At 48.3% G+C, this 24,935-nt stretch carries 24 protein-coding genes, 1 riboswitch and 1 other annotated feature; of the genes, 7 read left to right on the plus strand and 17 right to left on the minus strand.

Annotated features, from left to right (window positions below; genetic code table 11):
• Window positions 1-13: 13 nt before the first annotated feature.
• From ACFQ0N_RS25295 to ACFQ0N_RS25305, 3 genes are all read right to left on the minus strand, one after another.
• A complete protein-coding gene (locus ACFQ0N_RS25295; protein ID WP_379331555.1) occupies window positions 14-637 on the minus strand; it encodes an SCO family protein in 624 nt (207 codons plus the stop codon).
• Window positions 638-666: 29 nt separating this feature from the next.
• Window positions 667-1,536: a heme o synthase gene (gene cyoE, locus ACFQ0N_RS25300; RefSeq protein ID WP_379331557.1), complete on the minus strand. Its 870-nt coding sequence runs from the start codon at window positions 1,534-1,536 to the stop codon at window positions 667-669.
• A 399-nt stretch (window positions 1,537-1,935) separates the two neighbouring features.
• The gene (locus tag ACFQ0N_RS25305) at window positions 1,936-2,322 is read right to left on the minus strand and encodes a hypothetical protein (protein ID WP_379331847.1); all 387 of its coding nucleotides are present in this window, start codon (window positions 2,320-2,322) and stop codon (window positions 1,936-1,938) included.
• Here ACFQ0N_RS25305 and gerQ point away from each other — a divergent pair.
• Window positions 2,216-2,716, plus strand: coding sequence for a spore coat protein GerQ (gerQ, locus tag ACFQ0N_RS25310; RefSeq protein WP_379331559.1), 501 nt, complete (start codon window positions 2,216-2,218; stop codon window positions 2,714-2,716). The genes ACFQ0N_RS25305 and gerQ overlap by 107 nt on opposite strands.
• Window positions 2,717-2,722: 6 nt before the next feature.
• Here the strand turns inward: gerQ and ACFQ0N_RS25315 are convergent, their stop codons facing one another.
• The gene (locus ACFQ0N_RS25315) at window positions 2,723-3,004 is read right to left on the minus strand and encodes a hypothetical protein (RefSeq protein ID WP_379331561.1); all 282 of its coding nucleotides are present in this window, start codon (window positions 3,002-3,004) and stop codon (window positions 2,723-2,725) included.
• A 94-nt stretch (window positions 3,005-3,098) separates the two neighbouring features.
• Between ACFQ0N_RS25315 and ACFQ0N_RS25320 the strand changes: the two genes are divergently transcribed.
• Window positions 3,099-4,085: a metal-dependent hydrolase gene (locus tag ACFQ0N_RS25320; protein WP_379331563.1), complete on the plus strand. Its 987-nt coding sequence runs from the start codon at window positions 3,099-3,101 to the stop codon at window positions 4,083-4,085.
• A gap of 108 nt (window positions 4,086-4,193) precedes the next feature.
• Here the strand turns inward: ACFQ0N_RS25320 and ACFQ0N_RS25325 are convergent, their stop codons facing one another.
• Window positions 4,194-4,424 (minus strand): alpha/beta-type small acid-soluble spore protein, encoded by a 231-nt coding sequence (locus tag ACFQ0N_RS25325; RefSeq protein ID WP_379331565.1) that lies wholly within the window; start codon window positions 4,422-4,424, stop codon window positions 4,194-4,196.
• A gap of 126 nt (window positions 4,425-4,550) precedes the next feature.
• Between ACFQ0N_RS25325 and ACFQ0N_RS25330 the strand changes: the two genes are divergently transcribed.
• Complete coding sequence (locus ACFQ0N_RS25330; protein ID WP_379331567.1) at window positions 4,551-4,727, plus strand: hypothetical protein; 177 nt, start codon at window positions 4,551-4,553, stop codon at window positions 4,725-4,727.
• A 48-nt stretch (window positions 4,728-4,775) separates the two neighbouring features.
• Here ACFQ0N_RS25330 and trpS read toward each other — a convergent pair whose 3' ends face one another.
• Complete coding sequence (trpS, locus tag ACFQ0N_RS25335; RefSeq protein ID WP_379331833.1) at window positions 4,776-5,762, minus strand: tryptophan--tRNA ligase; 987 nt, start codon at window positions 5,760-5,762, stop codon at window positions 4,776-4,778.
• An 83-nt stretch (window positions 5,763-5,845) separates the two neighbouring features.
• Window positions 5,846-6,111 (minus strand) — a binding site (T-box leader).
• Between the two features lie 135 nt (window positions 6,112-6,246).
• On the opposite strand from trpS, the gene ACFQ0N_RS25340 reads away from it, so the two are divergent.
• On the plus strand, window positions 6,247-6,501 hold the full coding sequence (locus ACFQ0N_RS25340; RefSeq protein WP_379331569.1) for an alpha/beta-type small acid-soluble spore protein: 255 nt from the start codon (window positions 6,247-6,249) through the stop codon (window positions 6,499-6,501).
• Between the two features lie 72 nt (window positions 6,502-6,573).
• On the opposite strand, the gene ACFQ0N_RS25345 is transcribed toward ACFQ0N_RS25340, so the two are convergent.
• Entirely contained in the window at window positions 6,574-6,990 is a 417-nt protein-coding gene (locus ACFQ0N_RS25345) for an O-methyltransferase (protein ID WP_379331571.1), read from the minus strand.
• A 256-nt stretch (window positions 6,991-7,246) separates the two neighbouring features.
• Between ACFQ0N_RS25345 and ACFQ0N_RS25350 the strand changes: the two genes are divergently transcribed.
• Both ACFQ0N_RS25350 and ACFQ0N_RS25355 read left to right on the plus strand, forming a co-directional pair.
• Window positions 7,247-8,506 carry a methyl-accepting chemotaxis protein gene (locus tag ACFQ0N_RS25350; protein ID WP_379331573.1) on the plus strand — a complete coding sequence of 420 codons (1,260 nt, stop codon included), beginning with the start codon at window positions 7,247-7,249 and terminating at the stop codon, window positions 8,504-8,506.
• Window positions 8,507-8,623: 117 nt separating this feature from the next.
• Complete coding sequence (locus ACFQ0N_RS25355; protein ID WP_379331575.1) at window positions 8,624-9,640, plus strand: oxidoreductase; 1,017 nt, start codon at window positions 8,624-8,626, stop codon at window positions 9,638-9,640.
• Between the two features lie 79 nt (window positions 9,641-9,719).
• Here ACFQ0N_RS25355 and ACFQ0N_RS25360 read toward each other — a convergent pair whose 3' ends face one another.
• The 3 genes from ACFQ0N_RS25360 to tnpA all read right to left on the minus strand — a co-directional run bounded on the left by ACFQ0N_RS25360 (window position 9,720) and on the right by tnpA (window position 12,362).
• A complete protein-coding gene (locus ACFQ0N_RS25360; protein ID WP_379331577.1) occupies window positions 9,720-10,679 on the minus strand; it encodes an alpha/beta fold hydrolase in 960 nt (319 codons plus the stop codon).
• A 202-nt stretch (window positions 10,680-10,881) separates the two neighbouring features.
• Complete coding sequence (locus tag ACFQ0N_RS25365; protein ID WP_379331579.1) at window positions 10,882-11,958, minus strand: RNA-guided endonuclease TnpB family protein; 1,077 nt, start codon at window positions 11,956-11,958, stop codon at window positions 10,882-10,884.
• A gap of 5 nt (window positions 11,959-11,963) precedes the next feature.
• On the minus strand, window positions 11,964-12,362 hold the full coding sequence (gene tnpA, locus ACFQ0N_RS25370) for an IS200/IS605 family transposase (protein WP_379331581.1): 399 nt from the start codon (window positions 12,360-12,362) through the stop codon (window positions 11,964-11,966).
• A 282-nt stretch (window positions 12,363-12,644) separates the two neighbouring features.
• Here tnpA and ACFQ0N_RS25375 point away from each other — a divergent pair, with 282 nt between their 5' ends.
• Window positions 12,645-13,517: a polysaccharide deacetylase family protein gene (locus ACFQ0N_RS25375; RefSeq protein WP_379331583.1), complete on the plus strand. Its 873-nt coding sequence runs from the start codon at window positions 12,645-12,647 to the stop codon at window positions 13,515-13,517.
• Window positions 13,518-13,674: 157 nt separating this feature from the next.
• On the opposite strand, the gene ACFQ0N_RS25380 is transcribed toward ACFQ0N_RS25375, so the two are convergent.
• The 7 genes from ACFQ0N_RS25380 to ACFQ0N_RS25410 form a co-directional block, all read right to left on the minus strand.
• Window positions 13,675-14,400 (minus strand): 3D domain-containing protein, encoded by a 726-nt coding sequence (locus tag ACFQ0N_RS25380; RefSeq protein ID WP_379331585.1) that lies wholly within the window; start codon window positions 14,398-14,400, stop codon window positions 13,675-13,677.
• An 88-nt stretch (window positions 14,401-14,488) separates the two neighbouring features.
• Window positions 14,489-14,751, minus strand: a riboswitch (cyclic di-AMP (ydaO/yuaA leader).
• A 99-nt stretch (window positions 14,752-14,850) separates the two neighbouring features.
• Window positions 14,851-18,777: a CBM96 family carbohydrate-binding protein gene (locus ACFQ0N_RS25385; RefSeq protein WP_379331587.1), complete on the minus strand. Its 3,927-nt coding sequence runs from the start codon at window positions 18,775-18,777 to the stop codon at window positions 14,851-14,853.
• 98 nt (window positions 18,778-18,875) lie between these two features.
• Window positions 18,876-19,748, minus strand: a complete 873-nt coding sequence (locus tag ACFQ0N_RS25390) for a carbohydrate ABC transporter permease (RefSeq protein WP_379331589.1) — start codon at window positions 19,746-19,748, stop codon at window positions 18,876-18,878.
• 13 nt (window positions 19,749-19,761) lie between these two features.
• Window positions 19,762-20,682, minus strand: a complete 921-nt coding sequence (locus ACFQ0N_RS25395) for an ABC transporter permease (RefSeq protein ID WP_379331591.1) — start codon at window positions 20,680-20,682, stop codon at window positions 19,762-19,764.
• A gap of 37 nt (window positions 20,683-20,719) precedes the next feature.
• The gene (locus tag ACFQ0N_RS25400; protein WP_379331593.1) at window positions 20,720-22,306 is read right to left on the minus strand and encodes a type 2 periplasmic-binding domain-containing protein; all 1,587 of its coding nucleotides are present in this window, start codon (window positions 22,304-22,306) and stop codon (window positions 20,720-20,722) included.
• 167 nt (window positions 22,307-22,473) lie between these two features.
• A complete protein-coding gene (locus ACFQ0N_RS25405; protein ID WP_379331595.1) occupies window positions 22,474-23,436 on the minus strand; it encodes a helix-turn-helix domain-containing protein in 963 nt (320 codons plus the stop codon).
• The gene (locus tag ACFQ0N_RS25410; protein ID WP_379331597.1) at window positions 23,426-24,790 is read right to left on the minus strand and encodes a hypothetical protein; all 1,365 of its coding nucleotides are present in this window, start codon (window positions 24,788-24,790) and stop codon (window positions 23,426-23,428) included. The genes ACFQ0N_RS25405 and ACFQ0N_RS25410 overlap by 11 nt, the downstream gene beginning before the upstream one ends.
• Between the last annotated feature and the right edge of the window lie 145 nt (window positions 24,791-24,935).

The following is a 24,935-nucleotide window of genomic DNA, read 5'->3' on the forward strand; positions in this document are numbered from 1 at the left end:
CTACGAATACCGCCTATTCTTTGAGCATAGCCTTGACGGTGTCTTTCAAGCTCTTGACAGCCGTCTCTTGAATCGAACCCGTCATTTGCTTGCGGATATTGCCTTCCCGATCGACAAAGGTAATGATATCACTATGGAGGAAGGTGCCGTCCTCATTATTTCTCAGCCCTAAATTAAAGTTGTCTTTCATAAGCTGCTCGGTCTGCTTATAATCGGTCCCGCGCAAAAACTTCCAGCCTGACTGATCGATATCACCCGGTATTTTTTCAATAAATTTGCGGATCGCTTCCGGTGTGTCTCGTTCCGGATCAAAGGTGATCGAAATAAATTCAACATCCTTGCCGAAGCTCCCATCCTTCTTCAGCTCTTCTTGAAGCTGAGACATCAAAAATGTCGTTGGGGGACAAATGTCCGGGCAATTGGCAAAATAAAAATAGATGACCCGCACCTTGCCATTGGAATCTGAGAATTTGACCGGATTATTATCCAGATCCGTCAGCTCAAAGTCAGCAACAGCCTGCTTCATTGATAAATCAACAGTCGTTTTTTCCAGGTTGGACCAATATAAATAAATTCCCATTGCCGCACATAAAGCGAGCACAGCAATCTTGAACGCATGCTTGCGTAAAAAGGCCATTGTCCGTTACTCCTCCCGAATCATTCCCACTAAGCTGCAATTCCGTTCGTGTCTGCAATCATAATCAAGAACACAACCATCAAATAGTAGATGGAGTACATAAAGTTCGTTTTTGCCCACTTCGTTGTCTCTTCCCCGCTCTTGTTCAAGCCCATAAGTGTGTGGACAAGCCATAGGACTGCGATTAGTACTGAAACGACCATGAAGACAATTCCAACATAATCATAGGTATAAAGCAGAATACTCGTTGGAACAAGCAGCAGCGTGTACGGAATCATCTGCAGCTTAGTTCTAGGAACCCCTTTTACCACCGGCAGCATTGGAAATCCAGCCGCGCGATATTCTTCCACCCGTCGAATAGCCAACGACCAAAAATGCGGAGGCTGCCAAAAAAACATCAGCGCAAAAAGCAGCCATGCGCCTGCATCGACCTCATTCGTTACAGCACAATAGCCTACCACTGGAGGCATAGCTCCGGAAATACCTCCGATCGAAGTATTCCAGGTCGAGGTTCTTTTCAGCCACATCGTATAGACGAATACGTATACTGCAAATCCGACAAACCCGAGCAGGCCGGCTAACGGATTAACAAGGAAAAACAGTATAGCATGTCCGGCGATTCCCAGCACAACCGCGTAAATAAGCACATGCGCCGGTTTGATCCGATTCATTGGCAGTGCGCGTCCCTTGGTTCGTTCCATCTTTTTGTCTAGCTCACGATCCCAATAGTTGTTTACTACACATGCCGATGCCATGACGAGCGAGACGCCGACCAGCATATAAAGCAGCAACAACCAATCGATCTCCCATTTGGACGCGACCCAAAATCCGCCGAATGCAGCAAAAGCATTAAGCCGTATAATGCCCGGCTTGGCCAGGGCCACATATTCTTTAATCACAGCGAGCCTCCCTGTTCCGATCCCGATAAGGACACTAATTAAGCATCCATGTTTATTTACTAAATCGTTTCTAATCATACCCTAAACCGCGGCCTTTTGACAATGTTCGCACCTTTTGTTCATTAATTTGACACCGCGGGTTGAAACAATATAGACAAGATTAACAGGATTTTTCACCCAAAGCGGAACCCTTTTTCTTTTTCATCAATATGATAGCACTATGGATTAACGCCCATTCGGCGAAAGGGAAGGATGTGAATTTATTTTCCCGCCACTTGGCGGGATTAGAGAGCAATACCGGGGTTTTAAAGCTCATTGTTTCTTTGCCCCTACGCCTGAAGATTGTCAGCTTGTGGATTAACTTACTTAAGAGAGCGAGGTCATTAATATGTCAGCAAGTTACGGATATGGCGGCCCGATCCGCAGCATGTCAAATATGATGCCAGGAATGAGCAGCCAGCCTTCCATGATGCCAACTTCCCATTTGCAATCGATGATGCCGTCTTCCAATATGGAGCCGGTAATGCCGGCTTCGATGATGCCGTCTTCCAATATGCAGTCGGTAATGCCGGCTTCGATGATGCCGTCTTCCAACATGGAGTCGGTAATGCCGGCTTCGATGATGCCGTCTTCCAACATGCAGTCGGTAATGCCGGCTTCGATGATGCCGTCTTCCAACATGCAGTCGGTAATGCCGGCTTCGATGACGCCTACTTCCAACATGCAAGCAGTGATGCCGTCTTCCAACATGCAAGCGGTACTGCCGGCTTCCAAGAAATCATCCATGTTGCCGGCTTCCACTAAGTCGTCGATGATGCCTTCCTCCGCTATGCCTCCTGCTGTTCCGAGCGGTGCGTTCGTTACGCCGTCAGGCGGCGCTGCTCCGGTTACGGAAGAATCCTATGTAGAAAATATTTTACGGTTGAACCGCGGCAAGCCGGCCACCTTCTATATGACCTATGAAAACAACAAAGAGTGGAATGCAAAAATTTTCCGCGGCGTCATTGAGGCAGCAGGCCGGGATCATATCATTATCAGCGATCCTACAACAGGCATGCGCTATTTGCTCCTGATGCTCAATCTCGATTATGTTACCTTTGAAGGTCCGATTAACTATGCATATCCGTTCCATGGCGGCACAATTACAAATCAAACACCGATGCCGGCCAGACCTTCCTAACTATCGCTAAAAAGGCTTGAACGTCCACGCATGAATTTTGCTTAAGCCACCATCCACCCATTTTTCCATAAAGCTCCAGGAAGAACGTTCATTGAGACGTTCTTCTTTTATATGCTCGCCTTCCGCAACAGAATCGGCTTCCCATACTTCGACAAATAAAAGCAGCTGATCTGTTCCTTCAAATAATTGAAATTGCTGTTCCTCCTTTTGTGCAGCAATCCAACTTCGATAGGCCGCTTCATCAGCCGCCCTGATCCTGTATTCAACAAAGCAAATTGCTTTTGCCATCAAAAATCACCTCTTTGCCGTTATAAGAAATCGCTTTTTGGAAAATACTGACCCTGTAGAAGTATACCATTTTCAAACGGGGAGGCAAAAGGAAATGGATAGCGGTACTCATTTAGTAATGGGGCTCGGTCTGGCCGGCTTGGCCTCAGTTGATCCGGTTGTTGCAGCCGATCAAACGATACATGCGGCTATCCTTATCGGGACAGTCGCCGGCTCGCAGGCGCCCGATCTGGACGGACTGCTGCGCTTAAAAAGCAATGCAGCTTATATCCGCAATCATCGCGGCAAATCGCACTCTTTACCGGCGATCGCCATATGGACAGCGCTGATTGTCGTGCTGATTCAAATCGGCTTTGGTTTTTCGATTCCGTGGCTTCATTTGATCGGCTGGGTATTGCTTGCTGTCGTCGTGCATGTATTTAGCGACCTGTTTAATACCTATGGCACACAAGCTATGCGGCCCTTCTCAGAGAAATGGATCTCGTGGAACATTATCCACATTTTCGATCCGGTCATTTTTGTTTCTCATGTCGTTGCCATTTTGCTGTGGGCATTTGATTTGGCCAATCCCAGGTACATTTTCCCCATTCTGTACATTTTGCTGATTGTTTATTATGTATGGCGAACCGTTGTACATCGTTCACTTGCCCGCCGCTTGCAGATGCTCGACCCCTATTATAGCGAAGGGGAACAGTATTTACTAATTCCGACCATTATGCTGAATGATTGGAATGTCGTAAAGACGCAACCGGATGGCACCTTTGTAGTGGGCGACTTGCGCCAAGGTAATATCCGCTGGATCGACCAGGCCCGCTGCTCCTCGCACCCGGCGGTGGAGATTTCCAAAAACGATCCGTCCATCCGCGCCTTTCTTTACTTTACAAGCTTTGCATGCGCCGAAGTGAAGGAGCATTCCTGGGGCTTGGAAATCCGCTGGTCCGATGTTCGTTACCGTCACCGGAAGCAGTATCCATTCGTCGGCGTCCTGCTCGTCGACCGTGATTACAACACACTCGGCTCCTATGTCGGCTGGCTAAGCGATGACCGCCTGCAAAAACGTATGCGCATGAACACGTATTGACGAGATCGACCTCTTCTTGCACAATAGTAGAGGTCTTTCTTTTTTTCACAATAAAAAAGCTCAAGGTTTCCCTTGAGCTGTGTCGCTTACATTAGCAAGTTTGTTGTATTAGCGGAAGTTCGATTGTCCGGAAATTTGTTGCTCAGCGATTTGAACCAGTTTACGAGTGATGTAACCACCAAGTGATCCTGCATCGCGGCTAGCGATGTAGCCGTAGTAACCGTCTGCAGGAATTTGGATGCCTAATTCTTGTGCAGCCTCAAATTTCATTTGTTGCAGAGCTGCGTTTGCTTGTGGTACGACCAGCTGATTGCTGCTGCGGGATTGTCCTGCTGCCATGTGGAATTTCTCCTTTCAACCTCTTCGCATATAGTGTGTTGCAAGCTTGCAATTTTATTATGGATCGCGTCTATAAATAATATGCTTCCACTTTACATCATTTTTATAAAAAGGAGCTTCCTAATTATGCCAAAGTCATTATCCTTGTTTTTTGCCGTTTTTTCTGTCATTTTGATGGTCGCAACCGCGATCGCTATTGCGCATAATGGCTGGCTTGCAGCTTTGTTCTTTGTGCTTACGATGGTCAATATTACGATTGGCTTTATCGTCGGCGCCAAAATGAAACGCCGCAACCAGGGATAAAATCCAAGGCTGCGGCGTACTTCATTTTTGTTTCTTCTATAATAATACTCAGCGCGGAAGAACGAAGCCCATTCTTTCCTTCACATCCCGCACCGTCTTGTCCGCAACCTCTGCAACTCGCTCTGCGCCCTGTTTTAAAATAGCATGAATTTCTCCGGATTGGCGAATTTCATGATAACGCGTTTGCAGCGGCTCCAATTTGGCAACAACCTGCTCGGCCAAGTCTTTTTTGAAGGCGCCGTACATCTGTCCCTCAAACTTTTGTTCAACCTGCTGCAGGGTCATATCGGCGCACAGCGCATATATACTCATCAGGTTGCTCACCTCCGGCTTTTCGACCGGATTAAAGCGCACCTCTTTGCCGGAATCCGTCGTAGCGCGGCTAATTTTTTTGCGGATCACATCCGGCGGATCCAGCAGGGCAATAAAGCTGCCCGGATTCGGATTGCTCTTGCTCATTTTTTTCGATGCATCGTCAAGCGACATAATTCTTGCGCCCACTTCCGGAATATACGGATCAGGTATAGTAAAATATTCGCCGTATCGGGCATTGAAACGCTGCGCCAAGTCGCGCGTCAGCTCCAAATGCTGCTTCTGGTCATCGCCAACCGGCACCAAGTCCGCATTGTATACCAAAATATCTGCCGCCATCAAAGTCGGATAAACGAACAATCCGGTGCCAATCGAATCTTTGCCGGCTGATTTATCTTTAAATTGCGTCATGCGCTCCAGCTCGCCCATATACGACAATGTAGTGAGCAGCCAGCCCAGTTCTGAGTGCGCAGATACATGAGATTGTATAAAAATATTGGCTTTTGCCGGATCAATGCCAGCCGCAATAAAAAGTGCCGCTACGGATTCCGTCTGCTCGCGCAAAGCTGCCGGATCTTGCGGAACGGTAATCGCATGCAAGTCAACCACCATAAAGTAGCATTCATGCGTATGCTGCAGCTTTACAAAATTTTGCAACGCTCCGATGTAATTGCCCAATGTTAATTGCCCGCTCGGCTGAATGCCGGATAGTACGCGCTTCATCGTCATTTTCATCCAAATCCTCTCGTCATTACTTTTTAAAAATTACTTCCTCTAGAAACACAAAAAAGCCCTTCTCCCTCATAGCAAGGGACGAAGAACCGCGGTGCCACCCTAATTTGCTTGGATGAGAAGAAACAACTGACGCGCCTTAGACGCGGATCAATCTCCCAAGCCTCTGTACCCCTTAACGCGAAGTAAACGAAATTATATACTTGCAGACAGCTTTGCCCGCTTTCCCCAATTCTGCTCCGGGACCCATTCAGCCTTGCATGCGCGCACCGGTTCGCACCCATCCACCGGCTCTCTGCTGCTTGCATCCACGCTTACTTATTCCCTTCACCGCATTTATGATGATTATTACTCATTTCATACAAAAATGTCAAGCTTCTTCTGGAAATAATTACATACCATTTTTTTAGAAATCGGACTGCATAAAAGGTGGTAAACGAACCATACTAAAATTACATAAGGGGGTGAACAACACATGATGAACATGCAAGCACAAACCCAATCACAATCAAGATCCGGCAGCAGCAATCAGCTGCTTGTGCCTCAAGCTAATGCGGCTCTGCAACAAATGAAATTTGAAGTGGCTCAAGAGCTGGGCATCCAAATTCCACAAGACGGATACTACGGTTTCATGGCAACTCGCGACACGGGTACCCTCGGGGGCAACATTACCCGCAGACTGGTTCAAATGGCTGAACAACAGCTTTCTGGCAACCAATTTTCCCGCTAAAACCAAATTTCTAAATAGCAGCACAAAGAGACGCTTTCCGGACAACAACCGGATTACGTCTCTTTCGTGCTGCTACAAAGTCTCCCGCCATGCCTGCTGGGCATATTTCGGCTGATAACGGAACATTCCATTCGCCAAATTGTAATTGGATTCGAAAGAAATGCTTGCCGACCAATTGCCGGTGCCTGAACGGACTGAGAAATCAAAGGAGATTTCCCCATGCGTCCAGCTGCGCTTAAGCTGCAGCGAATCGACAGCCATCGTTCTAAATGCTTGCACCTGCTCCCTCGTCATTCCCGCTTCTGTCTTTTTATCTCCCAGTCGGCCGTCCCGGCTCTCAATCGGATTATGTCTCACGCCATATTTCCCTACTTTGTTGTTGCGAATATGTACGATGACTGTACCTGCTACCGAATGAAGCAGTTCTTCCTCCAGCTGGCGGAAAACAAAATCAATTTGTCTTGCCAATGGCATGTTATCCAGATTCATAATATTCACCCCATCAGTTCCTAATTTACTTTATCTTTCCATAAATAAGTCTTAAGACTCATTATAGGACATATGAACCATTCTATCAATAGTTATTTACAAAATCCTTACAAGTTCGACTTCTACAGCGGTATTTCTGCCTATTATTGCGGGTTTTCCCTCTTTTTTCGACTTAAATCCGGTGAACTAGACAATTCTGGACAAATGTCCTACTGATGATATAATAAGATTATTCCAATATAAGGAGAGTTGTCTCATGCAATGGTACCATTCATTATCAATTCGTAATAAGCTATTAGTAGGATGCTACGCCATTGTCACTCTCTTCTCGGTGTTGCTTCTTGCCGGCTTAGCAATCGCGGGAGAGTCTTTGGTTGTAGGACTTATTATCGTTGCCATTTCCGCGATCGCTGCTTTCCCTATTGTAGGGATTGTAGAGAGAGCGCTTTCATCTTCGATAGAAGAAATGACATCCATTGCATTCAGCATTTCGAAGGGCGACTTTACGCAGAGGGTTGACGTTTCTTCCTCGGCATCGCTTGGCGAACTGGGTCATTCCTTCAATAGCATGATTGACAAGCTGCGCGATATTTTGAAAGAAACCTCCAACATATCCCGAATTGTCAATGACACCAGCTACAGCATCTTCGATAAAAACAATGAATTGCGCAAAGTAATGGAGCAGGTAGCCTTATCAGCCGGGGAACTTGCTACAGGCGCCAATACAATTTCGGAAGATGTAAGCGATATGGCCGATTCCATTCGCGATATCGAGGATAAAGTGGGGGCTTACGCCCTTTCCACCAAGGAAATGAACGAGCGCTCCGAACAGACGCTTTCACTGGTCGATAAGGGCCGCCAAGCAGTAGACAGCCAATCTGTAGGAATGCAGCGAAATGTGGAAGCGACGCAGCAAGTGTCGGACGCAATCGAGGATCTGGCACGCCAAGCAGAAGGAATTTCCGCTATTACGCGCACCATTTCTGAAATTGCCGAGCAGACGAATCTGCTGTCGCTCAATGCCTCGATTGAGGCTGCGCGTGCAGGTGACCATGGGAGAGGCTTCGCTGTAGTTGCCCAGGAGGTCCGCAAGCTGGCCGAAGAGGCGACCGCCTCGACCAAGGAGGTTTTCAATCTCGTTCGCAGTATAGATCAAGGGGTTAAACAGGCTATCGAGCATATTCAAGTAAACGAAGAGGTCGTTAAGCATCAAGCTGCGATGCTGCAGCAATCCGAGCAGATTTTTGCGGAGATCGTCGCCAGCGTGCAATTTATTACAGACCAGATCTATCAATTTTCCAATGAAAGCGACGCTATGCTGGACAGCGCCCGCAAAATCTCCGGAGCTATCCAAAATATATCCGCTATAACCCAGCAATCCGCGGCCGGCACTGAGCAAGTATCCGCTTCAATGAACGAACAGATTTCCTCAGTACAAGCTGTCGGCAGCGAGACTGAACGCATGCAGCAGGTTGTCATGCAGCTGCAGCGCACCATCTCTATTTTTAAGGTGTAGCATTACGGCAGCTTGCTCTGCTATACTAATTGTTACATAACCCTTTAGCTCCTTTCGTCTGTGCGGCAGCCAGATTACTGGAGCTTTTTTATCTCTTCACGATCAGGAGGTTATATTGTGACAATCAATCCCCAGCTTTCCTTTCAAGCGCTTGTCGCTTCTTCACCCGAAACGGGAGAGATTCAGACCGCACTCCAGCAGCTGTCGCTAGCTGAGTTATCTCCTGGTGAAGTTACGATTCGGGTACATTATTCCAGTGTGAATTACAAGGATGCACTGGCCATATCGCCCAATAATGCCGTCGTGAAACAATATCCGCTTGTTCCCGGCATCGATCTGGCCGGCATTGTGCTCGCTTCAGAAGATCCGCGTTTTACCAACGGCGATAAGGTTATTGTTACGGGCTACGGTCTTGGGACGAGCCATTCCGGCGGATTCAGCGAGCTGGCCAGAGTGCCGGCAGACTGGGTCACGCGCTTGCCAGCCGCTTTGACGTTACAAGAAGCGATGATGCTGGGGACGGCAGGCCTTACTGCAGCGCTGTCGCTCTACCAGCTTGAGCTCAATGGCCTTACCGCAGTTCAGGGAGGGCAGGTTCTCGTAACGGGAGCAAGCGGCGGGGTAGGCACGCTTGCCATCGGCATCCTTGCACGTGCCGGATATACAGTAACGGCTGTCACCGGCAAGGCGGACGCCCATGACCGGCTGGCCCGTCTTGGCGCCCGGCAAGTCATTGACCGCGCTGAGCTGCTTGGCTCAAGCTCAGCCTCTCCTCCAGCGCTAGGCAAGCAGCGCTGGGCCGGCGCTATCGACCCTGTTGGCGGCCCGGCTCTAGCCGCTATCGTCAGCAGCTTGCAATACGGTGCATCTGTTGCAGTAAGCGGACTTACTGGCGGAGCTTCCTTCTCCTCCACCGTCTTCCCGTTTATCCTGCGCGGCGCGAACGTGCTAGGCATTGATTCTGTCTATTGCCCGGCGCCGCTGCGCGAGCTTTTATGGGAGCGCCTGGCTGCCGTATGGAAGCCGGCCCAGCTGTCGCAAGGCTGCTATGAAATTTCGCTGGAGCAAGTGCCTGAGGTTAGCCGCGAGCTGCTGGCCGGTACCCATAAAGGCCGGGCTGTCGTGAAGCTGTAACTTGTTATCAGAAAGTCAAAAGGACGCCTCGGCGGCAGCGGCTAATCCGCTCATCTGCTCCGAGACGTCCTCTATTTTATTAATCCTGCAGGAAAAATTGGACAACCTTGTCGCTGAAGGCCGGTAAGCCTTCATGGCCGAAATCCGGATAAATTTCCAAACGTTTTGCCGATTGAATTTTATTATAGGCAGCAAACTGAGTCGATGGCGGACAAACAGTGTCCATCAAGCCTACTGCCATCACAACCTCCCCGCGAATCCGGTTAGCGAGATGCTGGATATCGATGTAGCCCAACGTTGTAAATATTTCATCCTCCCGCTGATGCTGCGGATCAAAAAAGCGGAAATATGTACGCAATTCCGTATATGCATCTTTGGCCAGATCCATCTCCCATACCCGTCTGTAATCGCTCAGAAACGGATACAGGGCCGCAGCCTTGCGAATCCGCGGTTCAAGCGCTGCACATGCCAGCGTCAATGCCCCGCCTTGTGAGCCGCCATAGGCGTAGACACGCTCGCCGTCCACTTCCGGCATATCTATTGCAATGCCGGCAAGCTGAGCCGTATCCAGGAAAATATGCCGGAACAGCAAGTGATCCGCCCCTGCATCGAGGCCGCGGATAATATGTCCATGATGCGTGTTGCCCTTCACACCGCCTGCATCCTCCGAGGAGCCGCCCTGCCCGCGGCAATCCATTGCAAACACGGAAAAGCCTAACGATACGAATGCAAGACGCTCATACCAGTCGCCAGCGTGACCGGTATAGCCATGAAACTGTACGACAGCCGGGTGCGGTCCGCTGCTATTGCGAGGGCGGGCATACTTTACATGGATGCGCGCTCCGCGCACGCCGGTAAAATATAAATCGAAGCATTCCGCAGTCGGTGTCTGAAAATCACTTGGCACCATTTCAATTTGCGGATCAACCGCACGCATTTCGGCTAATGCCCGCTCCCAATATTCATCGAAATCGGCCGGTCGAGGATTAATCCCTGTATACGTTTGCAATTGATCCAGTGGCATATCTAATAATGGCATCGTAATTCTCCTTTATTTCAAGTATTCTCCATCATGTTAATGCTTCTTTTTGTTGATTTGAGACTCCCACGGCTAAAGCCGCAAGCTGACTAATATCAGTGGGATTCTTGAATGACTAAACGTTCTCAGTCCATTTCTGTTTTGAACAGTCTTCAAGATGAGGGCATCTCATTGCCCCTCCTAAGACAGTGCATCTAGCATCTTAGGCTAATTGACTGTTACCATCAATCACAGGTGCATATCGAATATTCATCGCACCAACTCGATCTCGATGGGTTTCAAACCCACATGGACATTTATATTTTCGATCTTGTGCTTTGTTCTTTTCCGAACACTTTGGACACGTTTGACTCGTGTGAGCAGGATTCACATACTCCACTTTTATACCCGCTAAATTCGCTTTGTATTCCACAAATTGAGATAGGCGATAGAATGACCAAGTATGCAAATTCTTTTCGTTTTTACGGCTCGTTCTTGCCGTCTGTCTTATGTTCGCTAATTGCTCTAAGCGAATGACAGAAATCTCATGTTCTACCGCAAATTGCACGATAGCACGACTAATCTTGTGGTCTTGGTCTTTCATATATCGCTGTTCTTTATCATCGAGCTTGCGAATCGCGTTCAATTTCTTTCGTTGACCCAGCTTCTTTCGTTTGGATTGAAATCTACGTCTGACATATTTATTTTGTCTTCCATTACCAAAAAAACAGGTTTGACCATCGTCTGTTACAGCGACGGCGGGAACTTTCAAACCTAAATCTACACCCATAATCTTTGTGCCTGTTTTTTCGCTTGTTGGGACGGTGATGGAAATTTGCGCAATCCATTTATTCGATTTTTGCGTGATGCGAAGTGTACCTAATTTGTGTTTCAGCAAATCAAAATTTCGATTGTCTTTATCGATTAATAAAGCACGAATAGGTGTTTTAGCCGCTTTTCCATTCACCATAATCGGCATTGAAAGATGAGCGAGATCAAAAGAATAGTTTTGATTATTCCAGATGCAGACTGGTTTCTTAAGTACGGGAACGACAGTGAATTTGCTTTTCTTTGCTTTCTTGAATACACTTTTTGCATCCTTGATGGCTTGATTTTTGACCGCACTTGGCAAAGAGGCCGAAATATCCTTACTGGATTTCTTTGTACTTTTCTTTTCAGCAACCATTTCAGAAACAAGCGTATTGATGGTGGAGATGTACGTTTGACTCATCTCACGCAAAATAGAGGCCTGTTCTCTTGTTGGAAGCAGTTTGATTTTAATGGTTATGGTTTGCGACATCCGTTTCACCCCCTTGTTTTTTGTTGTTCGACATATCGTTTAATCGTTTCACTCGATACATTTCCTGCGGTAGATACAAAATAAGAACGTGTCCATAGGCTTGGCAAGTGCTGAAGATGAGGAAATTCTTCTCTCAACTTTTTAGACGTCACTCCTTTGATTTTTGCCATAATATCAGCTGGGCTAAGTGTTGGTACCGTATTCAAAAACATATGGGTATGGTCTTTGTCGCATTCTAAAGCAACAATAACAATGCTTAATTCCTCACCTATTTCTTGTACCAACTGCTTAAATCGTTCCTCTACATCCGTGCGAAGGAATATTTTTCTTCGATATCGAGGGCAAAAAACGAAATGATAGTTAATCAAGGAGACCGTTGTGTTTGTTCGTCTGTATTCGTTCATATATTCATAGTATCAATTTTATTAATAAACTGCAACGGATTTACAATAAAAAAGAGTGAAATTTTCGGATACTTGAAGTACCAAAAACCTTCTGGTTTTAGTGGTACTTCGTATCCGACCTCACTTTCATCCCACACCTAAAGGAGTCGGCTTTCCCGTTCGGAAAATCTGTAAAGAGAATATTTATCCGTATGTATAACCTGGCTGTTCTGTGGGAAACTGTATTGACGTTCAATTGATCTAAAGGCCGATCGGCATTCGAAAAGGAGGCTTGCTGAAATCATGCATAAAACATACCTTATCTGCCGCCGGATCACCATCCTGCTTGTTGCTATCGCTATTCCAGCTTCTCTATTCGGAACCCTTCCCCAGCTTTATGGTGCTCACCTCAAACAATCAAAGCCGTTTGCCGATTCGCAGCTTATTAATAAGCCTCCGACAGACGACGCAGCTATAAAAGCATCGGCCAACCAACGTAAGCGCAAAAGAAAAACTTTGACATGGACGGAGCTGCACAAGATGTATCCGGGTGTCTTTTTCTACGGCGGATCGCGTAATTCAAAAAAAGTAGCTCTTACATTCGACGACGTGCCTGATCTTAAATATACGCCGCAAGTTTTGGATATTTTATCTAAGCATAGGGTGCCGGCTACCTTTTTTGTTATGGGCACGAGGGCTGCTAGATACCCTTCTGTCGTGTCGCGCATCCGCCAGGAAGGGCATATGGTCGGAAATCATTCCTATAACCATCCGTCATTCCCGCGCATTAGTAAGCGGCAATTTCAACAGCAAATATCGCGGACAGATGAAATACTGCGCCCGCTAATCGGTTACAGTCCACGGTTTATTCGTCCTCCATACGGTGAAATTACCGCAGAGCAAGTGGAATGGGCGAAAAAAAACGGCTACATTATTGTCAACTGGGATGTAGATTCAGAGGATTGGAAGGGGATCGGCAGTAATAGGGTGCTGCGCAATATACAGAGGACTTTGCAGCCAGGTTCAATCATTTTACAGCATGCAGGCGGCAGCGAGGACTTGTCCGGTACAATTAAAGCACTTCCCAAGCTTATTGAAATGCTGCAAGATAACGGCTACGAGATCGTGCCGCTGCCTGAGCTGCTTAATCGCTCAGTCGACCGCAAAGTCCGATGACAAGCAGCTTTTGGATGTGAGAAGAAACGGCTGATGCCGTCCTTGGCGCGAGGCAAGTTTCTTCCCCTGAAATTTTATAGAATTTATCAGCTAAAACATATAAATTCTATAAAATCAAAAAAGCGGCACACTTTTCTCAAAGTGCGCCGTCCTTCCTCTATTCCAAAATATATACTTTTACATATTGAATTCCGAATGTTCTCGCTTTTTGTTGGGATTGTGGAAGAAAGATATCGATCTTATTCCCTTTAATGGCTCCACCCTTATCCGATGCCGTCATAATCATTCCGCCTTGCGGCAATCCATCATGGCTGTAGCCGGTCACATATACCTTGCTGCCTAGCGGGATCACGTTAGGATCAACAGCGATCGTTCCAAGTTTCAAGGGGTTGCCTAAGTAGTCTACAGCTCCCCATCCCCCATTTTCCGAGGGATCTGCTGTGTAGGCGCTGGCCTTCATCTGCAGTACGTTCGAATAGTTAAAGCTTCGTCCACCCAGATTAAGTGTCGATGACTTCTTGCTTGCTGCTGCCGCTACTGCATTGCTGGCAGCGGTTTTGGCGGTTTTGGCACTTTCTGCTTTTGCCGCATTCAATGTAGCTACGGTCTTGAGCGCTGCAGCTGCGTTCGCTTCTGTATCGGGCTCGTTATTCTCATCCGGAATAACAATATCCAGCCCTTCATAAATGTTCAATGGATCGATTTCCGAATTTGCTTGAACTAATGCATCGACAGATACCCCATACTCGCTCGATAGCTTCCAGAAAGTATCGTCATCACTTGCTTTATGAACCGTAGCCGCGCTTGCAATCCCCGCTTGTGTCATTATCGCAACACCAATCACTACGGCTGCCATGCTTTTCTTCCATGCTGTCTTGAACAAACTGGTCTTCCTCCTTCGTTTACGGTCACTCGCGCAGGGAAGCTGGCAAGTGCCGTCATCGTGAATGGATCGGACTGCGAACTGCTTTTGATCCTTTCAACATGTGGCCTACGAGGTTAGCTGTCGGATTCGGGTCGAGGAGTCAACCCTACACAAATTCACTTAGCCGGCGACTGCTGCATGAAATTTGTGATTCACCCCAAAGCGCAATGTGTGTGTGTCACATTAACGCAGATTCCGATTGCCCGCCCTGGTCTGCTGCCATGACCGAGAGAGGCTTATCGGGATAACAATGTCTATTTGACACTGTTATTCATTCCCCCGCACTTTTCGTTTCGGCTCGGGTATGAGAATATCATATCTCTTCACGAAAAATAAATAGATATTTTCCTAATCTGCATGAAAAATTTTTAATGATCCGCGTCGTTACTGGGTTTGAGCGCGCTTTCACTATTGGAGGCATGCCGTATACACCTTAAGGTAAGGGCCATAGCCTGCGCTTTCCTTGCTGCGCAAAGTAACATTGCGCGCTCCTTCCCCATTCACTCCTTGAAGAAGCGCAATATTAACATCGGCTCCAGCTTGCTGGCACTGTTTGACATACTCGGTCACATCGGCTTCCCGCCATTCATAATGCCGATCGACTGGCACCGAGCCCAGTTGCTCCCGAACTTCCGGCTTGGTATCCCATGTTACGTCCTTTTCTTCCCAGTTTGAATCTGCTCCAAACAAATATAAGTCCGTTTCATCTCCTGCTGTATCTTGTACAAGCGCATAAATATACAACTTTGCTTGCTCAATCGTCCCCTCTATTTGCCCGAGCGGAAAACGGATCAGTGCTTCGCGCCGATAGTCAGGATTAAGATCTCCCTTGACGATCAGTTCAGCGCTGGAACCAAAGTTGGTTGCCGCCGCTTTGCCGCCCTGCACATACGTATCTGCTGAAGCTGCGATGCGTATACCGCCGTCATCGACACTTACATCAACGGCTGCCCACTTCCAATAATGCTCGTGCAGGGCTTGGGCTATGATGGTTGCTGTCCCGGCCTCTACTGCTCGGATGACGCCGTCATCACCAACTGCAGCAACTGCCGGATTGCTGCTGACAAAGTCCAATTTCACTTGATTAATATCCAACGGGGTGCCACTGCTCAGCGAAGCCTTCACTTGCAAGACGGCAGAATCGCCAATCTTAAGCACCTGATTACTTGCCTGAAGCGTAATCTCGCCTAGACGGTCCGCCTTAACCGCCCGCGGAACCCCTTCGATCTCGGCTTCAGTGATGCTGTTCCAATTGTTGACTGTATTCCCCTTCCCGACAATTCGTACATATCGCGCCTTCTCTGCCGGAAAAGAAAACCGTTCAAACGCTGTCGTTTGCCCGCTGCTTTGCCCGGAATAAACCTGCTTCCAGTTCACGCCATCCTGTGACAGCAAAATGTCAAACAAGGTCGAACGGACAGCGCCGCTGAAAAAAGCGATCTTGACATGATCGATCATTCTTTCTTGATCGAGCTTGTATTGGATCCACTGTCCTTCGCCTTGCGCCGACCAGCGTGTTCCCCAATCACCGTCCAGCGTATTGATCGGTTCGTTCCCGTCATGATCGCTGGCTGTTACAATCAGCTCGCTTCCGCCTTCCCAATGTATATAATACTTCGTCTCCGCCAGTGAACCGTCGGCGGTAAATGCGCGAATAACTGTCGTCCCCGGAAGAACGTCCGCCGGGATTACTTCTGTCTCAATGCTGTCCGCGGCAACCGCTTCCACTTGCGGAACAGCGCTTGCTGTCTCAAGCGTGTCAATTTGCACATGATACGTATATTGATCCGGCTTAAAGCCAGTCAACTCTGCCCCGTTTATCTGAATCTGCCGAACGCGCGCAGGCGTGGCGGTTTGACTGCTTCCCCACTCTGCCAACGCTGTCACTGGCGGAAGCTCGGCCGGAATGTTCTCCCAAGGGTGCAGCGGAACGAACAGCACAGCTAATTGCAGCTCTTCTATGCCTTTGGCTTGAATGGCCAGTTTCACCCCTTCATTGACCGCTTGCCTGCCGGGGGCTGGTGAAGTTGGCAGTGGTTTGGCATCGCGAACTTGAAACGATACAGGTTGCGAAGCGTCGATAATATGCGCCCACAGCCGCTCGCCATTTCGGCTTAACATTGCGGATTGTCCGTCCGGCATTATTTCTACATCAGCCTTCGTATGCATAAACCACAACAATTCGCCATCCGGCTGCTTCATCTTTACTTCATCCTGCAGCAAAATCATGCGCCGTTCTTCAAGCAATGCAATGCCGCGGCGAACCTCATTGGCATCTTTCTGATAAGCGGCAGTCAGATCGGCAATCATATAGGCCTGTTCCGCTGAAAAGCGGTGATCCACAATCGCCGCGGCCGCCGACGGCTCCTGTCCCGGATGCCTGCCCGGATTTAAGACAAGCGTATTCTGGCCTTCCGTTCGAATCCGATAGTAATCATGGCCGCCGAGTCCAAAATAATCAGGCAAATTGTAATCGTCCGGCCCCAACTCGCCCGCCCAGCGTACGCCAAGCGCGTCAAGTACGAATGAGCCCACGTCTAGATGATTATGATTGAATGTATTGTTGCCGCCCTTGAAACCGACATAAAACGCTTTCGGGTCGTCCCATGAGCTGCGCATGCTGCCTGCTTCCACTTTGCGGAACAAGCGATCCAGGCCCATATGGACATCCGCAGCTTCGCTTACATGCTCCGGATCATACCACAGCATATTGAAAGCCCCGCCGCTCTTTTCCGCCAATGTCCGCTGGTACCAGGCCAAATCCGGGTCGTTGTACCGCTTGGCAAACCAGAACAGAATCGGCGAACGGATCAAATCTGCATTATTGTTGCCGTAATTGAAGGAACCGCCCGGACCGCCTAAATAAATCGGAAAATAAGCGGTTTGCTCAATCCCCGGCGACTCTGACATTCCGTAATCTGTACCGAGCGCCGATTGCAGGGAAGCCATATAGTATACAAGGTAGCGGGCATTGTATTCCCAATAAGCAATTCCTTCCTCACCGGCGCCATCCGGCTGAAACAGCGGCAAGACAAGCTGGATTGAGCGAAGCCCTCCCTCAAGCACCTCAGCGGTCAGCTTTTCCAGCTGTTCGCTTTCATCCGCTACCGCTAATGCGCCCATAGCCATTCCCGAATTGACGACAGTATTCCAGTTATTCTCCGCTGTAAGCCAGCCGCTGCGGCCAAAATCACCTTGAATCTCGCCCCGGTATACAGCTGCTGCCGGCTGCAAGCCTTTGGTCACAATCGCTTCGCGCAAAAAATTTCTTTGCTCCTCCGTCCAGTCGTCATAGAACCAATCGTAGGCGAGAGCAAAGGCATTCGTCATTTCCGCCACATCTAGAAAATGCTGCGGATTCCAATCGGGAAAGCTTCCCGCCGCCTCCAAAATCGCCCACATCCGCTCCAAGCAGCGCTTATCTTCATCAATTTTGTACAAAATCGCCAGCCGCTGTATATCATTAAGTACCCTTCTGCTCGTTTCCAACAGACGATAACCGTCAGGCAGCACATATGCAGGCAGCGGCTGGCTGAAGGAATTATGCACTTCATTTTGCAGCACTTGATGCCAATGCTTCATGTAAGGATCTGATAATACATGACTGCGCATTTTGACAAAGTCGTCTTCACTTGCCAGGAGCCGCGGATGGCTTTTATTCGGGTGGTTCAGCTTCAATCTCTCAACGATATCAGCTCCTGCAGGAAGACCGTCGCCGCCTGGCTGTTCCTGTTCCTTCACTCTTACAAGCTCCACCTGATCAAACCAGACCGCCCCGCTTGCTTCCCACAGAAACAGCTGAACCTGCAGCGCAGATGCCTCGGGCGGCGTCGTAAATTGCTGCTTGAGCAAGGTCCAGTCCGTCGTTCCGGACTGCTTGCCAACCATAATCGTGCCGGTATATTCATATTGGCCATCACGGTTAATAATCGATTGCAGGCGCAATGTGCCGGCCGGGCTTCCGGCTGTTAGCGGCACAACGTTCTCCGTCTTTACCCACGCGCGGATTTCATATAACGTATCCCCGCGAATTCCTTCGACGACCTGCCCCATCGCAGAGCGGGTATTACTTTCCGCTCCGGTCAATCTTAGCGAACGCGACTGATCTACCGCATATTGTTCCTCCACTGCCGCTACCGCTGCCGTCGTTCCGGCTGCGCTCCATAAATTCCAGCCGGCCGGTTTGCCATTTTCGCTCTGCTCAAAGCTGCCGTTCGCGATCAGATTTACAGGTGGATCCGCCCCCCGCTCCGCAAAGATCGTACCTTGCGGAAGCAACGCAAGCAGCAAGGCCGCAAGAACTGCCAGTTGTGCAAATTGTCGTCCAATACGCATTGTCTTCGATGTCCCCTTCCACTATTGAGAACGCTATCATATTTTCATTGTCCTTAGCCCCTTTTCGCAAGGGGCATCAGACAAGCCAGACAGACAAACTATCCTTTTACCGAACCGATCAATGCCCCTTTCGTAAAGAAACGCTGAATGAAAGGATAGACGAGCACCATCGGCACAATCGCAACGACAATGGTGGCATAAATAATCGTTTCCTGTGTGAAGGAGCCGGAAATATCTGCCGAACTAATCATCGTTTCGCTTAAATTCATTTCGACAATAAGCTTTTTCAATAAAACCTGCAGCGGAATTTTATCGCTGTCGCGAAGCAAAATCATCGCCCAGAAATATCCGTTCCAGCGGGAAACAAGATAGAACAGGCCGACTGTAGCGAGCGCCGGCTTGGAGAGCGGCATGTAGATTCGCCATAACGTCGTCCAGTCCGATGCGCCGTCCACCTTTGCCGATTCTTCCAATTCCTCGGGGATGGACTGAAAAAAGGTGCGCATGATGAACACTAAAAATGTCGTAATCGCAAAGCCGATAATGATGCCGGTACGCGAGTCCAGCAGCTGCAAATCGCGCATATTCAAATAAAACGGAATCATCCCGGCATTAAACCACATTGTAAACGCAATCATAAAGCTGATAACCGTTCTGCCCATCACCCGCTTTTTCGATAGCGGATATGCACCGAGCACGGTCAGCAGCAGGCTGACAGCCGTCCCTGCCACCGCATAGTAAACCGTATTGGCATAAGCCAGCCAGATGCCTGGCTCAGTCAGTACCCGCTCGTAAGCATGCCAGGTAACATCCTGCGGCCAGAGCAACACTTTTCCTGACACAACTGCTTGCGGGGAACTGAGTGAGGCAGACAGCACATATAAAAAAGGGTATAGCGTCAGAAGGCCCAGCAGCGCCAAAATGATATAGTTGATCCACATAAAGAGCGTTTCGCCCGCTGTTCGTTTCATCCTGCTCACCTGCCTACCATAACCCGTTCTCGGTTAATTTTTTGCTTAGCTTGTTGGCGCTTACGACGAGGAACAGGCCAATAAGCGAATTGAACAAACCGACGGCTGTAGCGATGTCATATCGCCCTTGCTGCAAGCCTGCCCGGTATACATAAGTGCTGATCACATCCGCCGTCTCATAAGTGGCAGGCTGGTATAACAAAATAATCGCTTCATAGCCAACTTCCATAAAATTACCAATTCGCAAAATAAGCATAATAACAATTGTCGGCAAAATGCTCGGCAGCGTAATGCTCCACAGCTGCCGCCATTTTCCCGCTCCATCCATTACAGCCGCTTCATACAGATGGGGATTGACCCCTGCCAATGCGGCAATATAAATAATGGCGCCAAAGCCGATCTCCTTCCAGATGTCCATAGTGGCAATCAAGATCGTCCGGAAATAGTCTGGATTAACCAGGAAATAAATTTTTTCCCCGCCCAGCTTTTCGATCAGCAAATTGACGATCCCGCTTGAAGGAGCCAAAAAATTAGTAACAATCCCCGCAACGACAACGACCGAAATAAAATGCGGCAAATACGTTAAGGTTTGAATCGTTTTTTTGAAAAACAAATGGCGCACTTCATTGAGCAATAACGCCAAAACAATCGGTGCCGGGAAAGCAAATAAAAGGTTATACAGGCTGATCAAAATCGTATTGCGAATCGTTCTGCCAAAATATTCACTTTGAAAGAAAGTCATAAAGTTGTCGAAGCCGACCCAACTACTGCCGCTCATCCCTTTATAGGGGCTGTAATCCTGAAAGGCGATCAGCAGCCCGTACATTGGCTTATAGAGGAAGACCAAGTACCACAGCACAAAGGGGATCAGCATGAAGTACAGCGTCTTATCTTTTAACAAGCGTGTAATGACCGTAGACCGATAATTCAACATTGCTCACCACTTCCGTCGTTCTTGCTCTTTATGCCGGTTATTGATTGTAACGGTCAAAAGCATCCTGATATATTTTCGTCAACTTACCCATGCCCATCGAATCTAATGTGGTCAAATAACGCTCAAAGGTCTGCTCGACATCTTCCACGCCAAGAACCCATTTTTGCAAGCTTTCCGCAAAATAACTGTCAACCGCCGCCTGGATTTGGTCCAACTGCTTCTGTTCTTCCAGCGTAAACGTCAATGCCGGAAACTTCTCGGCAAAATAATTGTTGTCCATATACATCTCTGCACCCTGCAAGGCCAGCTCATTCATCCACTGCTTTTCATATTCAAAATCCTGTTTGAACCCAAATTCCAATTGCGCGCCGTACTCATTTAATTTCGAGACGACCGACCCGCCGGAATGGAGAATTTCGTCCTTGAACACCGGTTGGCCGTCTACCAGATCGTAAGTAATGCCTTCAACGCCAAAGTTAGCCAATCTCCGGCCTTCCTCAGTAAACCAGTAGTCAAAATAGCGAATGGTTTCAATCGGATGTTTATTATCGGAGGAAATGGCCCAGCCGCTTAATGCAACTTCATCCCGGCTGGAAAGCTCGATCCGTTCTCCGTTACTATCCGCTGGCGGAGCCATCGGCACAAATTGAATGCCTGGCACCTGCTCCTTGACCGACTCGTTATATAGCGCGGTGCTGGCAAACCAGTCATGCGTCACGCCGCCTAAGTTATCGCCAAGCAAAATTTCCCGCGCTTTGCCGCCTCTTGTAAACACTTCTTTATCAATTAAGCCTTCTTTGTACCATTTGGCTAAATTAACGACCGCGGTCTTGAATGCCGGTTGGGTCGGTCCCCATACGACCTTGTTGTTTTCGACCATCCAGCTAGGTCTTGCCCCCCACAGTACAACCATATCGGCAACAGTGCCGTTTCGGGTAAAATAAGGAACTTCCTGCTTGGCCGCATCGCCGTTCGGATTCATCGTTTTAAAGGCAGTCAGCACATTGTAGAGATCCTCTACCGAATTCGGCACATCCAGCTTCAATGCTTCCAGCCAATCCTTGCGAATAAACCAGCCTTGGGCTGCCTTGCCGTCAGGCAAAAACGGAATATAGTAAATTTGCCCGTCCGGCGCCTTAATTGATTTCGCCACTTCCGGATGTTCCTGCAAATAGCGGTTTAGATTGGGGGCATGTTTCTCGATCAGCTCCCCCAGCGGAATAAATGCCCCTTCTACTCCAAATTGATGGAATTGCGGTTTCGTTCCAACAACAATGTCGGCTAGCTTGCCGGATGTCAGCATCAGATTGAAAATCTCATAGCTGTCCGTAGCCGTCTTCGAAGCTGTTCCTTTCAAATTAATATTCGTTTTTTTGGCCGCTTCTTTAAATACCGGCCAATTGTCATCGAACGCAACATAATCCCAGTAATGCATATGAATCGTCAAATCAAACGACGCCTCTGCCGCTGCTTCTCCGTTTTTCCCTCCGCTAATGTCATTGCCTTTTGGAGTGTTGTCGCTTCCGCCATTCGCTTTTCCGCTGGTGCCGCCGGCGCAGCCTGCGGCGCCCATAGCAAGCGAAGCCAGCAATAAAGGAATGAGCAGCTTTTTTGTCTGTTTCATGTTGTTTCCTCCCCATTATCGTCATTGTCGAGCCCATGCAAGCCTTGCGCATCATCTCTGCTTGAAAGCGCTCATATCGGCATCATAGCCTCGGCCTCTCCGGCTTGTATATCGCTAAAAATGCAGATCGCATACCAAAACCACAAACTGTGGCTTCACCATTTCTGTCACTGATCATCAAAATCGCCAATATCGCGGCGAATAGCGGATTGCAGCGCCTTTTCCTTCATATATTGGCCGGGAGAGACGCCTTCATATTTTTTAAATATACGAATAAAGGTGTTAGGATGATTGCACCCGACGCGCAGTGCGACATCTTGAATGCGGAGATCCGTTTGCACCTGCATCATCTCTTTCGCCTTACGTACGCGATAGATGTTCAAATAATCTTTGAAATTTTCCCCGATATAGCTTTTAAACAATTGACTGACATAGCCTGAGGACAAATTGAACCTGCTGGACATATCCGTCAGCGACAAATCTTTGTCGTAATGAGTATGGATATAGGCAATCATTTGATCGGCAATCGAATGATCCTGCTCACTGTTTTTTTGCCGGACGCAGGCGAGCAAGCGGGAAAAATAGGCGCTAATTTGCGCGGTCAATTGCTCCTCGCTCTCGCATCCCTTCAAATCGTTATATAATGAAGTTCCTTCTCCGAACACCTCGGCAGCGGTCATTTTTAACGCTTGCAGCAAACGGTTAATCGTCGAGACGATAGCAACTAAAAATTGGCCGACCGCATCGCGATCTGGAAGCTGCCCCTGTAAATTGGCTTCCAGAATCGTCTCCAGCAGCGCCTTGGCCTCCTCTTCTTTGCCCATCATAAGCCGGTTCATCAAGTCCCGCTCCAGGTCGAGCGGATAATAAAATTGCCGCGGATAGCCCGCTTCCGGATCGTCATAAGACACAATTGCCCGGCGATCCAGCCCCAGTCTTTCTTCCAGCAACCGGCCGGCATCCCGGTAGGATTCCCCGATTTCGCGCATGGAGCCGACAGGCTTGCCAATGGCCACCATCATATTCACCTTGAATCGCACATGAATTTCATTGATCGTTCCATGCAATCTTTCCTTCAGCTCCGGTACTTCGCCCGGTTGAATGATGGCTACCAGCCGTTTATATGACATTTCTAGCACTTCGACCGCTTGACTGGCTTGCAGAATCATCATTGACCGTCACAAATACATTGCGTTTCAGCTCATGCAGCAGCTCCTGCGACAATGCTTCCTCCAGCGCCGTATAATTGCCGTATTCCATAATGACAACACAATACAATTGCGGCAGATTAGCCCGTTCATAATCGGGAATCTCAGCAAGCGGCTTCGCTAACGTCAAGCCGGAAAGCAGCTCGCGCAGCAGCTTGACCTTTAACGGCACTTCAAAATCTTTCAACTTGCGGGCAAGCTTCTCATTGTCTGTACGGATTTTCACGGTCGTTTCCTGAATATATGTAAGCTCGTCCCGGTCGCTGATCATCTGATCCGTATCCTGGTTATAGCCGCGAAAGGCGGCAACCACTTTATGAATGGGCCGGTATGTGCGATTCGCCATAATAATGACAAGCAGCAGTCCCGCGATCATAAGCAGGCCATATAATGGAACGGTCTGCAGCAGCATGGTGCGCATTTGGGCAGGCAGTTCGCTGCGCGGCGCAATATAGACAACCTTCCAATCCGCTTTTTGCCTTGAGGCAATGACGTGCAAATTGCGATTTTGGTTTTGTGCCGTGTATTGGATGTAGCTTTCATTTGAATCAAAAAAGCGGCGCACGGCATTTGGATCAAATAATTGCTCCAGCTTTTCTGCAGGCAGCGAGGTTCGGCTCGTAATGACGCCCTGATCATCGATGATGACGATCCCTTCTTCTTTATCCGGACTGAATGCGGGGAACAGATTTTCTTCCACCAGCGACAAAATGAAGTATAGCTTCTTACCGTTCTGATAGTTCACCTTGCGAACCATTGTAATGAACTCATTGTTTTTGATGGAAAATGTCGTCAAAAATTCCGTCCCGCCGAACCGGCTGTCAATCGCTTCAATACGCTTCTGTGAAATACCAAGCTCGGCAAAGTAACGCGCTGGATCTAATGTCGCGAACGGTGTAATGACCAGCTCGCTATCCGGATTCACAATATCAATCCGGTAACCAAAATCCGTGAAGCCATTAATATATTTGCGCAGCTCGAACAGCACTTTCGTAATCGTGTAATAATCGTCCTTAGCTGCAAGGGCATGCTGAACGATATATTCATTCATTTTCAATTGATTGAGCAAGTTGATCCCGACCTTCAGTCTCGTATCGATCTGATCTCTTGCTTGTTCAACGAACTTGACCTGTTGGCTATGCTGCTCCAAAGTCGTAATTTCATGATTTTTATAAAAGAACACGCCAATGACACCCAATGTATAGATGAGTACGATGAACAGAAATGCGATGACCAGTCGCCGATAAAATACGCTGCCCTTTTTTATTTGTAACATGCTGGCTGACCCTCCCTTTGTTGCTGAACATTAATAAAGCGCTCCACTAGCTTGTGGCAGCGCTCTCAATTATAAATCATTATAGGGATGGACTCTAGATGCGGTAAATCACCATTTTTGCAGATGATCACCATTATAATGAAAG

It is taken from the genome of Paenibacillus sp. GCM10027626, assembly GCF_042676285.1.
Classification (GTDB): domain Bacteria; phylum Bacillota; class Bacilli; order Paenibacillales; family Paenibacillaceae; genus Paenibacillus_Z.